Source organism: Vagococcus elongatus, assembly GCF_003987645.1.
GTDB classification, from domain to species: domain Bacteria; phylum Bacillota; class Bacilli; order Lactobacillales; family Vagococcaceae; genus Vagococcus_A; species Vagococcus_A elongatus.
The window spans coordinates 1-13,756 of record NZ_NGKA01000036.1 but is presented as its reverse complement, the minus strand read 5'-3'; the positions used below and the strand labels follow the sequence as shown (position 1 = coordinate 13,756).

Below are 13,756 nucleotides of genomic sequence, written 5' to 3'. Positions count from 1 at the left end.
TTCATTTTAAGATGGTGATTTCTTACTGGTAAAAGACCACTATCGATGTAGTTATATAGAGTTTTAGTCGATACAATAGGCTTTTCCCAAGTCCCCAAGGACTTGATGAAACCAACAATGGCATCTGGCGACCAACAAAGTCAATGATTTGTTTGCAAGCAAAATTGATAAAATCAGAGGCACTTACTAACTTAGATAGACAACCGCAACGTTTTCTACTTTTCCTATAGTTCGGTTGTCCTGTGTCAGCAAAAAAAGTTGCTTAACTTTTTTATTTTTTTTAATCTGAGTGGTCGTTCCGCGTTTCAGCTCGTTATCGATAGTTTGATGATGTCGTCTTAACCGTCTACCAATTTCTCTATTAGAGACACCTTTAGTGTGCTAATATTCAAATAGTTGTCTTTCCTCAAAGGAAAGATGTTTATAGCTTGATGTTTGTATGTTATTCTTAGTTTGCACCATGATAAAAATTTCTTTCATTGTTGGGTGGATACTTCAATGATATATGAAATTTTTACCATGGTGTTTTTTATTTATTTTAGGGTGGCTAAGTTGATTTTACAACTAACCATCATAATTTTCTTATAAGTATAGCATTTTTTCAATTTAATATGCCCTCCTAATAAAACTAAATCTCAAATATAAATTAGTCCTTAAATTCCAATGATTGTCCTTTCAAAGAGCCTTCCGCACAGAACATGGCCGAGCTTATCAAATAGGTCCATACTCATAACAGAAAAAAAATAATCAAATCTTTCAAATTATCGCCAAAAAAAGTTATTAAGATAATTCACCCATGGATTTTTTTGTGATTTAGTTAAACAAGAAATGTATTATGGCTAAGTATTTCATAGTTTTGGGGTATTGAAAATCTGTATTCCTTAATATAATTAGAACAGGATTAAAGTAAAATTAGATGGTTTAAGCCCAGTAGCTTATTAACCAAAAATAACAGCATAAAATAAAAAATCGGAGAAGATTTCTCTACTCCAAAAAAGTCTAAATTTGGAGCACTACGCATAGCAGAAGGGTTTGCAAAACATTTAGTGAAAATCGGCAGAGAAGAATTCTCTACCGATTCATCAATTTTTATTCATTTTTTGTACCAACAATACCATTGTCAAACAGCTTTTTTGTATCAATTATAAATTTACTGCCTTCAAATACACTTTTTCAGAGAAAACGAATTCATATTAATCTGATTCTTCATTAATTATTTTGTATTCCTTCATTAATCCAAGACGTTCGTATTGTTCGATAGGTGCTTCATTGTCATCCATTTCCCTCGCCATTTCAAATTTAAAAATTTGTTCCAAATCAGGATCAATGACAGGGATTAATTGTTGTGGGTCAATTTGCAGATCGTATAGTTGATCTTCATAATCACCAATCAAATTAACATGACCATCTCCTTCTCGCATTACCGGCACTTTCAAAATTGGCAAGTAACCAGTAAATTCAAATGAATTATATAATTGGCTTCTTAAAAGTTCTTCAAACGTAAATAAACTCTTCATGTGCATTGGCATTAGTGTGTAATTAAATAATACGTTGTCTTTCTTCACTGGTGACTTCATGAAAACATAACGTCCATCTGTTATATTTATTTGGGCCCCATGCATACCAAACAACGCAAAGTCACATATAGACGAATTCTCATAAATTACTTTATTCAATGAACTTCCTTGATATTGAGGAGGTTTCTCTAACTTATTTAAATCTAATATAGTTGGCGCCAAATCGATTGTGCGAGTCAATTGATTGCGCCTTTCATTTTTAACTTTAAGTTCAGGATTCCAAATAAACAACGGAATATGAGACACTTCTTCAAAAAAAGGATGAACGCATTTAGCCCATAAATTATGTTCCCCCAATAAAAAGCCATGATCAGTATTAACAATTAATGCAGTGTCCTTCCACATATCTTCCTTATCCATATAATCTATAAGTTCGCCCAATTTTTTATCTATCAGACTCAACATTGAAGCATATTTACTTCGGATATGGCTTACTTCTTCCACACTTTCATATACCCTGTCATAATTAGGCCAGTCGAATAATGGGATTCGTAATCCATCTTGATAATAACTACAATTCTCTTCATTATCAAAATATGGTTCATGAGGATCAAAGCACTCTATTTGTAAAAACCAATCTTCTGAACGCTTGTTTTTTTCTAAAAAATCAAAGGTCAATGAAAAAACTTTATCTAATGGTAGTTTTTTACCTTTTAAATATTTCCTGTTTATTGCATCCTGCTCCATCCAATTCCCAAGATGTTTGGGTTCAACAATTCCTTTAACATCTGCTTTCCACCTATCAGCTTCTTGACCTCTAACAAACTCAAAAGTATTATAACGTGTATGATATGTCGCTCCACCATCTTCCCAATAATGATGGTGATCGGTTATTAAATGAGAATAAATCCCATTTCCCTTCAATACTTCAAACAGAGAATTATCAAACGGCTCAAGTGGCCCCCATGATCTATGTAGAAAGTTGTAGCGTCCCGTATGCATTTCTCTTCTAGCAGGAATACATGGGAGACTTCCCGCATAGTGAGTATCAAATGTGACTGTTTTTTCTGCCAATCTCTGGAAATTTGGTGTATCTGTCCAGTCACAACCATACGGACTTAAAAAATGTCGATTTAAAGAATCAAACATCAACATAATTGTTTTCATTTATTTCACTCTTTCATCATAAAAACTACCACCACTTAATTAAATCAGTCACCTTATTACGTATCTCGACAAATTCTTCATCAGCAATGTTTCTTGGGTGCTGCATATCAACAAATACACTACTTTTAATTTTTGTTGGTTTGTTAGTAAGAATTAGAATTCTTTCTCCTAAGTAGACAGCCTCTTCAATATTATGAGTAATAAAAATTACTGTTGTCCCGGTTCTTCTTTGAAGTTCTAATAACTCATCTTCTAACTTAAAGCGCAGTTCAATATCCAGCTGTCCATATGGTTCATCCATTAATAATAAATCCGGTTCCGTCACAAAAGCTCGTGCAATAACGACTCGTTGAAGCATACTCGCAGAAAGTTGGTTGGGATAATAATTTTTATACTTTTCAAGTCCTACTATCTTCAAATATTCTGATACCCTATTAGTTGCTTCTTCTCTAGGAATACTTTTTATATCTAAACCAAAACGTACATTCTCTTCAACGGTTAGCCAAGGCATAGTTGAATTCTCTTGGAAAATATAAGATATATTATGCTCTTTTAAATTCACTTCTTTGCCGTCAATCAGAATATGTCCTGAGGTTGGTTCGTATAAATGTGTGATACTGTTCAAAAAAGTTGTCTTTCCACATCCCGTCGGACCAACAATGCAAAGAAACTCCCCTTTTCCAACATCAAAGGAAATGTCATCTAAAACTAATAAATCACCAAATTTTTTGGTTAAATTTGTCACTTTAACCTTAGTTTCTTTGTCACTCATAGTTACCCTCCTCATAGTGTTCTGTCCATATTATTCGTTATCTCTTGACGTAGTTTCAAAAATTCCTTATCCACATAACTTCTCGGATGGGGTAAACTAACATGATATTCACTTTTTATCTTAGTTGGACAATTAGTTAACAAAATAATCCTATCTGCTAAAAACAATGCTTCTTCAATATTGTTTGTTACGAACACTACTGTTCTTTTTTCTTTTTGCCAAATTTTTTGAATTTCTGCTTCCATCATATATCTAGTTTGAGCATCCAAAGCTCCGAAAGGCTCATCCATCAGTAATATTTTGGGATTATTAGCATAAGCTCTTGCGATACCTACCCGTTGTTTCATCCCGCCTGATAATTGAGCTGGGTATCTCTCTTCAAAACCACCAAGTCCCACCAATTCAATATAGTGTTGGGCCTTTTCTCGCCTTTCTACTTTCCCTTCCCCTTTTACTTTAGGCCCGAACTCTACATTTTCCATTACAGTAAGCCAAGGAAACAATGCAATAGATTGATAAACAAACCCCAATTGTGGATTTGGCCCGCTGATTTTTTTTTGACCAAACTCAATAATCCCATCTGTTACTTTTTCTAATCCAGCCATCATTTTCAACAAAGTTGTCTTTCCACTTTGCCCAGGTCCAAAAATCACTAAAAATTCATTTTCATAAACATCGAAAGTTACTTGATCAATGACATGATTCTCGACCAGTTTTTTTTGTCCAAAGGAACCTTCCTCTCTGGAAAAAATTTTTGAAACATTTTCAACTTTCAAAACAGACTCTTTTACTGATCGTTCCATGCTAGTAACCTCCTTTCAACCAATGTCGTTAATTGTGCTAAAAGGAAGCCTATGATACCGATTGCTAGCATTCCCACCATGATTTGAATCGTGTTTCCTTTATTCATTCCCATAACAATCAACCATCCAACACCTTCATCTGATCTGACCATTTCGGCACCTACCACAGAGGACCACCCTGCAGTAACAGCAATCTGCAATCCTGCAAAAATGTAAGGAACTGATGAAGGTAATACTACTTTGAAAAAAACTTGTCTTTCGGAAGCACCTAGCATCCTTGCTGCTCCAATTAACTCTCTGTCAACATTTTTTGTCCCGTCATAGGTGTTAAGCGTGATGAATGAAAAAGATCCTAAAAATATGATGAAAAATTTGCTGGCATCTCCAAGCCCAAACCATAAAATTGACATTGGAATCCACGCCAAAGGTGGTATTGGACGAATAATTTCAAACAAAGGATATAAAATCGCTTCAACTAATTTTGAATAGCCCATGCCCACTCCCATCATTATTCCGACAAGAGTAGCTAATATGAAAGCGACTCCCACTCTGTATAAGCTGATTAGAATATGCATTGTCATCGTATATTTTCCAACTGGATTAACAAAAGTTTTGAAAAATTCCAGAACTATTACTGAAGCTTTGGGTAGAAAAGCTGCATTATCAACTGCCATACTTACTAATTGCCAAACCAAAAGAAAGCCCGCAATTGTCAGTAAAGTAGCTATTATATTTTTCTTTTTTTCACTTTTCATCTTCAAGCCTCCCACCTTTAACGAATTTCTTTTGCAAAAACTCTAAAACTTTTGACATTAGTAGTCCAATAACACCTATAGTTAACATTCCAACAATAATGATGTCAGGGCGACCAAGCATCCTTCCCATCTGAATCATGTAACCAAGTCCACTAGTAGCAGCGACTAATTCTGCCGCTACTAGTGCAACCCAAGAAGACCCCAGAGCTAACCTTAAACCTGTAAAAATCAACGGCATTGCCGTTGGAATAGCTATTTTAAATAACATTTGATTTCTTGTCGCACCAAATGTTTGGGCAACCCACAGGTGGACTTCTGATGTCCTCCTAATACCAGTATACGAATTAACCGTTGCGCTGATAACAGAAGCAAAAAAAACAATTCCAACCTTTGATGCATAACCGATTCCCAACCATAAAATCATTAGTGGAATCCAGGCTAACGCTGGTATCGGTCTTATCAAATCGAAAAGAGGCTTTGCAATTCGCTCAAACTTCTGATTCCAAGCCATCCCTATTCCAAGAGGAACACCAATAATTACTCCTGCTAAAAATCCTCCTAAAGCAACTTTAAGGCTGGAAGCAATATGGTTCAATAGGGATGCCCCGTCCGGAATAGTCCCACCTTGTAACTTGTAAACAAAGGTTTGAATGACTTTTATTGGGCTTGGTAGTATCAAAGGGGAAACAGCATGTGAGATATCAGTCACAAAGATCCAAATAAAGATAACTACCAAAAGTGACAGTAAGGATATTAAACGATACTTATTTTTTTTAAATAAAATTTTCAAGAAAACTCTCCTCGTTTCTCACTTTGTAAATTTATCAATTACATTGTTATCCAATTTATCAATTACATCTGGTTCCAACTGACCTTGATCTACGTAAAATTCTCCTAATTCTTTAGCAAATGTTCCAATTGTGCGCTCCCCCATATCCTCTTTAGAAATGAAAAAGACCCTCTCTAAATCAGATTTACAATTTTCTAGTGATGTTTCTGCTCCAACATCGGTCAACCACTGATGCATTAATTCAGCAGCTGCTTCTTTATCTGCTTCTAATGCTGCATTGGCCTCAAAAAGAACGCTAATATATTTTTGAAGTAATTCTTCTTTTTTCTCAACTGCTTTTCTATTTGCAACTACCATGTCTACATATCTTGTACCCAAGTCAGCTAAATTTCCAACCTGTACCATGCCATCTTTTTCCGCTTCGAAGAACGTAGGGACATTTAACGCCGTGGCATCAGCTTCTCCAGCCTGCAGTGCTTGATAAGCCTGTGCTGTTTCCATATTTACAATGTTCACATCTGTTCCTTCTAAGCCGATTTTTTCCAGCCATTTTAGTGTAGTAAAGTGTTGAGCAGTCCCAACAGGTAACGAGATAGTTGTTCCTTTTACTGAATCAGCATCTCCTAAAACTGACGGGAAGGATGGATTAGTTCCTTTTACTTTCGCCATTTTTGAGTCAGGCTTTGTAAAAACAGCAAGTCCGTCAGTTGATTCTAAAACCTCACCAATGATCATCATGTCGTAATTTGCTACTCCAGTAACTGCGGCAGCGCCCATTGCACCGACATCCCACTCATCAGCAGCTAGTGCCTCGTTCATTGGAGCTCCTGTAGAAAACATAATAGTTTCAATTTTAAATCCTGCTTTTTCATCCAAATTATTTTCCACAATATATTCAGTTGGCAAGCTTGTTACAAATGGCATAATTGCCACCCGAAGAACCGGTAATTCTTCACCAGAACTCGTAGTAACTTTTTTTTCCTCTTTTTCATTATTTTTTCCACAACCCGTTGCCATGAAAATTAATAAAACCGACATAGCCACCATCCAAATTTTTCTAAAGCTTCTTTTTTTCATTATCCATCTTCTCCTCTTACTTCCTTCATTTTTTAAAGCAATATTGTTAATTCCATAGTATCCGCTTTCAAATGATTTGTCTTTCACTATTTTAATCATATAATCATTTTATTTAAGCGTTTTCATTTTTTTGTAATTTTTTTATTTTTTCTTTTATTATTTTAATTTTTTTCTTTCAATATTTTATGATTTTCTTTTTATGTCAAGCGTTTGTGCTATAATACAGTTGATTTAATCGTGTTTTATTCAAAACATTTCATCAAATATAAAGCAATATTGTTAATCTATAGCGAAAGGATTTAATTGATTTGAAAAAAAACTCCACCCCTAAAAATATTGTTATGATTGTTTCTGATGATCAAGGTGCTTGGGCTTTGGGATGTGCAGGAAACAAAGATATCGTCACACCCAATATTGACAGTTTGGCAAAGAATGGTGTGCGTTTCGAAAATTTTTTTTGTACTTCCCCAGTATGTTCACCAGCCAGAGCTTCAATGTTGACTGGAAGAATTCCTTCTCAACACGGTATTCACGATTGGCTCGAAGACAGTACAATTGAAAGAAAAAAAATCGAATATTTAGAGAACCAAAATTCCTATGTAGATATTCTAAGTGAAGCTGGATATACGTGTGGATTATCTGGAAAATGGCACATGGGAGCTAGCCATAAACCCCAAAAAGGATTCTCTCACTGGTTTGCCCACGAATCTGGTTCGGGCCCTTATTATGCTGCACCAATGTACAAAAATGGAGAATTATATGTGGAAACAGACTATATCACTGATGTTATTACGGATGATGCTATCCAATTTGTAAATGAAAATAAAGATACACCTTTTTATTTACATATTGGATACACCGCACCACACTCACCTTGGATTGATAATCATCCAAAAGAGTATACTGATTTATACAAAAATTGTCTTTTTGAATCTGTTCCACAATCTAAGGAAAATCATCCAAACAGTATATTTTTAACTCATGAAGTACAACAAGATATTACCGGAAATTTAATTGGGTATTTTGCTTCAATCACTGCAATGGATTACAATATCGGGAGAATTATTGATGAATTAGTCAAACTTGATTTACGCGAAGAGACACTAATCATCTTTACTAGTGATAACGGTTTCAGTTGTGGACACCATGGGTTTTGGGGAAAAGGAAACGGTACTTTCCCAATTAATCTTTTTGATACTTCTGTCAAGGTGCCGTTTATTATTAACTATCCTCCTTCTATAAAAAAAGGTATTGTAAGTGACAAGCTTATATCAGCTTACGACATCCGACCAACTATCTTAGACTTAGTGAATCTTCCCGATAGTCCCGATATTACTTTGCCTGGGCAAAGTTTCATTAATTCTCTTTATGAAGAAAATTTTGATATTGATGAGGAAAATAATCACATATATATCTTAGATGAATATGGTCCAAACAGGATGGTCCGGAATAAAGATTTTAAATTAATTAAAAGATATCCCTATGGTCCTGATGAATTTTACGATTTAAGATACGACCCTAATGAAAATGACAATAAATACTTTGACCCTGACTATCAATCAGTTATTGAAGAAATGACTTTAGATTTATCTAAATGGTTTCTAACTTATGCAAATCCTGAAATAGATGGTAGCAGAGAGAGTGTTTTTGGGTCAGGGCAAAAAAATCTTGCCGGAGATTGGTCAAAAGGAAAACAGTCTTATATCTTAGAAGATTATATTAGGGAATCTCCAAAATATAACTATGACTAGAATCTGGTGAGTTGGGGTGCAACAATGATTAAAAGAAAAAGTCATACTCTTCAAACCAAATTATTAATAACATTTGGTACTATTTTCACTATTACAATTTGGTTAGTGGCTCTGATCATATTTAAAGAATCAGAAAAAATATTGGCAACTAAAATAGGAGAAGCACGTGTAGACACACTACATCAGATCAGCGAAAGAAGCGTACAGATTAATAACAGCATTCATACGTTAGTCAATTTATACGCGAACGATTCAACAATCAAAACTAGCTTGCAAAAAAATTTATCCAAAGAAGGTAAAAATTTATTAACGATTGATATTGAGACAATTAAAAAAAAATATGATATCAGCTTCAAAGATATCGGTCTGGTTTACGATATTACTATAATCGGGAAAAACAACTTTAACTATTCCTCTAATATGCGAGGAAAAAATGATTTTATTAAATTATCACAGCAGCTCTGGTATAAAAAAATAACAAACAGCAATAAAATTTATTTCAACAGCTTCAATGATCGTTTTACTTCACCAGAAAAGGCAACGTACGTATATAGTGCGGCAAAAATAATAACAGATACAAAAGGTGCTCTAGGTGTTGTTTTAATCAGCATTCACGAAGAATTGCTTTCAGATATTTTTAGTGATCATATCAATAACGGGGAAATAATCTATATCGTTGATAATACCGGACAAGTTGTAGCTCATCCACACAAAAATTTTTTAGGAAAAAAATACATCGGATTGGAAAATTTCAAAAAATTGTACGGCTATAATAACTTCAATATTATCAATAAACATAATGAAAATTATCTGTTGACCAGCTATTATGATTCAAAATCAAAATGGCTCATTATTGAAGAAATGCCTACCAATCTAATTTATAAGGATTTGGATCGAACTAAAATATTTATATTCACTATCGCTTGTATTTCCAATATTTCGATTTTAATAATAACGGTTTTCTTTTCAAAAAAAATTTCTCTTCCTATCTCCTCTTTATCCAAGACTGTAAATCAACTCAAAAAAGGAGACTTATCTGTACAGACAGATGTCTCTGGATATCAGGAAATAGAAAGCCTAGGTGTTAATTTTAATAAAATGGTTTTAGATCTAAATGAATTAATTCGTAAAAATATAGAAAAAGAGGAACAAAAAAGAATTAGCGAACTTGCATTTCTTCGGTCCCAAATCAACCCGCATTTTATTCATAACACCTTATTTTCAATAAAATGCTTAATTGATTTAAATAAGAATTCTGAAGCTATTGAAATGCTTGAAGCTTTTACAACATTAACAAAAGAAACTTTCAATGTTAATCAAGAATTTATTACTTTAGAAAAAGAATGTGAAGCTGTAAGAAGTTACATCATGCTACAGCAAATTCGTTACGGAGAAAAAATACAATTTGAAATTGATTTGGATCGAGACACAAAAGACTTACTTGTACCAGCCTTGCTCCTCCAGCCCATTGTAGAAAATGCTATCTTTCATGGAATAGAACCAAAAAAAGAATTTGGTATGGTTATTATTACCTCAAAATTGAATAGTTACTCTCTTCAAATTCAAGTTTCTGATGATGGAGTTGGTATGCCTAATAAAAAAATAGAGATGATTACGCAAAAGAAAAATGCACTGTCTCATTCAATTGGACTTTCAAATGTACAAACTCGAATACAATTACTTTATGGAGAAAAATATGGCTTATCAATATCTAGTGAATTAAATATTGGAACTGTTGTCACAATCAGACTACCTCTATCAAACCATAAAATCTAAAATGTGGGGATTCAAATGAAACTTTTAATTGTAGACGACGAAAAATTAATATGTGAGTGGTTAAATTATTCTATTCAAGCCATGAAAAGTTTTGAGATTATAGGAACTGCTAATAATGGCTCAGAAGCTCTGTCTTTATTTTATAAGACTAGACCAGATATTATAATTACTGATTTAAAGATGCCTGTAATGGATGGACTTGAGCTCATAAAAAAAATAAGACAAGACAATGATTGGGTTCAAATTATCATACTCTCAGCTTATTCTGAGTTCAACTTAGCCCGGGAGGCATTAAGAATTGGTGCGGATGAATATATTTTAAAAACGGAAATGAACAATGAAGTTCTTCAAGAAGCTTTGATAAAAGCTCAAAACAGTTTAACGCGGTCCAAAAAAGAACAGAATTACTCTGTTGAAAAAAGTCTTTCTCAAGTTCACAATAGAAAAATATTATTAAACAATAATATTTTAAATAAAGATGAAATTGACTCACTCAAATCAAAGGTTCCCGAATGGTCTAACCATCACTATTTTATCATTGCCATATGGACCAATCACTTGATTAAGGGTTTTCATTTATCAAATAGCTATCCAATTAATCACGTCTTTGGATTCCATTATAACGATTTAATTTACATATACATTGAAAAAATATCAGAAAATCTTCAACATAAAGAAAGAGAAAAACTTATGATTGACTATGCAAATGAAATCGCCCAAATCAATGGATGTCCGATTGCAATGAGTGAAACTGATTCACATATCAAGAACATTCCTCTAAACATTCCTAATGTTATAAATAATTTAGAACTAAGTTTTTATATAGAAGAAAACAGGGTTTTTAATAAAATGACAACCGAAAAAGAAAATGACGGAAAAAATGAAAAGGAGGAAAATATCTTTGAGATTCCAAATATTAATCTGTATACCAAATTGAAAGTCTTATTATCCTATTACTATAACTCTCAAGTGTTGCCTCTAAAAAAAGTAAGAAACAGACTTTGGGAACTCATGGATACAATTGAAGTAAGCTACTCGAAGAATCCAGAATTGCTAAAAGCAATAATGTCCGCAAAAAAAATAATTGCAAAATCTACTAAATTTAGTGAATTAGAAATTTCCATAAATAAAGTAGCTAATCACATCAAGGATGGTGATTTGAAACTTACTTCTAAAAAAAATAGTTATGTTACAGAAAGCATGAAATTTATTGAAGAAAATTTCATGCATCCTATAAGCTTAGAAGATACCGCTTCTTATGTTGGATTAAGCCAAGAATATTTCTCTAAAATTTTTTCCGATGAAAATGGAATTAATTATAGTACATATTTGACAAAAGTACGTCTAAATAAAGCGAGAAAATTGTTGGAATACTCTAATTATAAAGTCCAAAATATAGCTGAGTCAGTTGGATATCCAAATGTGAGCTACTTCTCTACAGTTTTTAAAAAAGAATTTGGTTGCACCCCTTTTGAATACAGAAGAAAGCAATTACGTAAGGAGATTTAGATAAAGTATGAAAAAATCAATAGGTATTGATATCGGAGGAACTAAAATTGCTGCTGGATTAATTCGAGAAGACGGAAAAGTGCTTGAAAGGATTGAAGTCCAAAGTAAAACAAATAATCAAGAAACAATGTATCAATCAGTTTTATCAGCTATTAATGCAGTTTTTTTAAAGTCAAAAACTAAACCTGACGAGATAGTAGGAATGGGACTTGGAATTCCCGGAAAAGTTGACTCTCAAAATGGTATTGCTGTTTTTCAAAATAATATTCCCTGGGAAAAATTTCCTATAGTTTCCCGGTTAAGTGAATCTTTTCCAGAGTTAAAGAAAATTGTTATTGAAAATGATGTCTATCAAGCTGCAAATGCAGAATGGTTAAGCTCGGAATTAACAAAAGAAAAACAAATTCTAATTTATGTCACAATAAGTACAGGTATTTCTTCGGCAATCATTAAAGGAGGAAAGCCCCTTCATGGGAATGGCTTTGCTGGTGAATTAGGTTTGAGTTTTATCCCTACAAGGCAATTGGATGGCAAAGTACGTAGACTTGAGAGTGTTGCATCAGGTCCCGCTTTATCAGAAGCTGCATCAATAGCTTTTAGTAAAAAAATTACCACGCAAGAATTATTTAGACTATATGCTCTTAAAGATCCATTAGCAAAAAAAATTATCTCTAATTTTATATCTGATTTATCTTATAGTATTTATAATCTGACTTGTATATTAGATCCCCATATAATAATATTGGGAGGGAGCGTCGTAACCAATAATCGCTTCCTACTGGACAATATTTTGGAAGAAATAAGCTTGTATACTATTAATGAACAACAACACTTATTAAATATTATTAAGGTAACAAAATTTCCAAATGAGCCCGGTTTGATTGGTGCCGGACTATCAGTCTTTTAAAAAAAATGATAGTTATTTCAAAAAGAGACAGTTTTTCATCTTTTTATTAAAGAGGAGGCTGACCCATAAGTCTCAAAAATAGTAAAAAGGAAACCAAAATCGATAAAAAGATTTTGGTTTCCTTATTTTTTGTCTATCTAAGAAGCTCGTCCGTTGATGAGCAGCTAACTTTCTCAGGTTAACTGCCATAAATGCTAAACCTAATTCTTTTTTTACCTTGTTTTTGCTCCTTACGGAGAATCGTGTGAAGCCTAAATTAGCCTTCAGATTTCCGAAAGCTGGTTCCACATCTATTTTTCTTTGTCCATATAGTTTCCCAGTTCGTTTGTCTTTCAATAGGGTTTTAACGTAAGCTTTAAAATAATCCCAATTGCCGTTTTTTTGAATCATTCTATTGCGCCCTGACTTAGTTTTTGTACACTGAGAGCGAACGGAACAGCCTTCGCAAGAAAGACATTCGTACATTTTCAATTGTCGTTGATAGCCATATTTATCTGTTCGAGTGGCATAACGTTTAAACGGGACCTCACGGTCAATGGGACATAAATAGGTATCTCTTAACTCATCATACTGCCAATTCAAAGGATTAAAACGATTCTTTTTAAAGCTTCTCTTTTTTTCTTTGCGGTACATGCCATACGTAATCAAAGGTATCTTTTCAAAGTCATCCATAATCGTTTCATAGTTTTCTTCACTACCATAACCAGCATCTGCCACGATATAGTCTGGTAAACTAAAATAGGTGTTTTTTATTGTCTGTAAAAAAGGGACTAAGGTTCTCGTATCCGTAGGATTCGGAAAGACATCATAGGCTAAGACATATTGTTGATTGGTCGCGATTTGAATATTATAGCCTGCTTTAAGTTGCCCGTTCCGCATGTGATCCTCTTTCATCCTCATAAACGTGGCATCAGGATCTGTTTTGGAGTAAC

11 protein-coding genes and 1 pseudogene are annotated in these 13,756 nt (G+C 33.6%); 4 read left to right on the top strand and 8 right to left on the bottom strand.

Annotated elements, in window-relative coordinates; all coding sequences use genetic code 11:
• The 7 genes and pseudogenes from CBF29_RS14315 to CBF29_RS13245 all read right to left on the bottom strand — a co-directional run.
• A pseudogene (locus tag CBF29_RS14315) lies at positions 1 to 462 on the bottom strand (transposase); the annotation flags it as partial.
• Positions 463 to 1,193: 731 nt separating this feature from the next.
• On the bottom strand, positions 1,194 to 2,684 hold the full coding sequence (locus CBF29_RS13270; protein ID WP_126810187.1) for a sulfatase: 1,491 nt from the start codon (positions 2,682 to 2,684) through the stop codon (positions 1,194 to 1,196).
• A gap of 25 nt (positions 2,685 to 2,709) precedes the next feature.
• Positions 2,710 to 3,456: an ABC transporter ATP-binding protein gene (locus tag CBF29_RS13265; protein ID WP_126810186.1), complete on the bottom strand. Its 747-nt coding sequence runs from the start codon at positions 3,454 to 3,456 to the stop codon at positions 2,710 to 2,712.
• An 11-nt stretch (positions 3,457 to 3,467) separates the two neighbouring features.
• Complete coding sequence (locus CBF29_RS13260) at positions 3,468 to 4,259, bottom strand: ABC transporter ATP-binding protein (protein WP_126810185.1); 792 nt, start codon at positions 4,257 to 4,259, stop codon at positions 3,468 to 3,470.
• Positions 4,244 to 5,014 carry an ABC transporter permease gene (locus CBF29_RS13255; protein ID WP_126810184.1) on the bottom strand — a complete coding sequence of 257 codons (771 nt, stop codon included), beginning with the start codon at positions 5,012 to 5,014 and terminating at the stop codon, positions 4,244 to 4,246. Before CBF29_RS13255 ends, CBF29_RS13260 begins: the two co-directional genes overlap by 16 nt.
• Positions 5,004 to 5,804, bottom strand: a complete 801-nt coding sequence (locus CBF29_RS13250; protein WP_126810183.1) for an ABC transporter permease — start codon at positions 5,802 to 5,804, stop codon at positions 5,004 to 5,006. The genes CBF29_RS13255 and CBF29_RS13250 overlap by 11 nt, the downstream gene beginning before the upstream one ends.
• An 18-nt stretch (positions 5,805 to 5,822) precedes the next feature.
• The gene (locus CBF29_RS13245; RefSeq protein ID WP_126810182.1) at positions 5,823 to 6,881 is read right to left on the bottom strand and encodes an ABC transporter substrate-binding protein; all 1,059 of its coding nucleotides are present in this window, start codon (positions 6,879 to 6,881) and stop codon (positions 5,823 to 5,825) included.
• A gap of 308 nt (positions 6,882 to 7,189) precedes the next feature.
• Between CBF29_RS13245 and CBF29_RS13240 the strand changes: the two genes are divergently transcribed.
• From CBF29_RS13240 to CBF29_RS13225, 4 genes are read left to right on the top strand one after another with little or no spacing between them, the layout of a single operon-like run.
• A complete protein-coding gene (locus CBF29_RS13240) occupies positions 7,190 to 8,632 on the top strand; it encodes a sulfatase family protein (protein ID WP_211334309.1) in 1,443 nt (480 codons plus the stop codon).
• Between the two features lie 24 nt (positions 8,633 to 8,656).
• Positions 8,657 to 10,408: a sensor histidine kinase gene (locus tag CBF29_RS13235; RefSeq protein ID WP_126810181.1), complete on the top strand. Its 1,752-nt coding sequence runs from the start codon at positions 8,657 to 8,659 to the stop codon at positions 10,406 to 10,408.
• Between the two features lie 15 nt (positions 10,409 to 10,423).
• Positions 10,424 to 11,917, top strand: coding sequence for a response regulator transcription factor (locus tag CBF29_RS13230; protein WP_126810180.1), 1,494 nt, complete (start codon positions 10,424 to 10,426; stop codon positions 11,915 to 11,917).
• A gap of 7 nt (positions 11,918 to 11,924) precedes the next feature.
• A complete protein-coding gene (locus tag CBF29_RS13225) occupies positions 11,925 to 12,824 on the top strand; it encodes an ROK family protein (protein ID WP_126810179.1) in 900 nt (299 codons plus the stop codon).
• A 72-nt stretch (positions 12,825 to 12,896) separates the two neighbouring features.
• Here CBF29_RS13225 and CBF29_RS13220 read toward each other — a convergent pair.
• Positions 12,897 to 13,756, bottom strand: an 860-nt coding sequence (locus tag CBF29_RS13220) for a transposase (protein WP_148112415.1), incomplete at its 5' end; no start/stop codon positions are given.

Bases quoted from the DNA above. Each gene is read 5' to 3' on its own strand.
- CBF29_RS13270 (WP_126810187.1), bottom strand. From the start codon at position 2,684: ATGAAAACAATTATGTTGATGTTTGATTCTTTAAATCGACATTTTTTA.
- CBF29_RS13265 (WP_126810186.1), bottom strand. From the start codon at position 3,456: ATGAGTGACAAAGAAACTAAGGTTAAAGTGACAAATTTAACCAAAAAA.
- CBF29_RS13260 (WP_126810185.1), bottom strand. From the start codon at position 4,259: ATGGAACGATCAGTAAAAGAGTCTGTTTTGAAAGTTGAAAATGTTTCA.
- CBF29_RS13255 (WP_126810184.1), bottom strand. From the start codon at position 5,014: ATGAAAAGTGAAAAAAAGAAAAATATAATAGCTACTTTACTGACAATT.
- CBF29_RS13245 (WP_126810182.1), bottom strand. From the start codon at position 6,881: ATGAAAAAAAGAAGCTTTAGAAAAATTTGGATGGTGGCTATGTCGGTT.
- CBF29_RS13235 (WP_126810181.1), top strand. From the start codon at position 8,657: ATGATTAAAAGAAAAAGTCATACTCTTCAAACCAAATTATTAATAACA.
- CBF29_RS13230 (WP_126810180.1), top strand. From the start codon at position 10,424: ATGAAACTTTTAATTGTAGACGACGAAAAATTAATATGTGAGTGGTTA.
- CBF29_RS13225 (WP_126810179.1), top strand. From the start codon at position 11,925: ATGAAAAAATCAATAGGTATTGATATCGGAGGAACTAAAATTGCTGCT.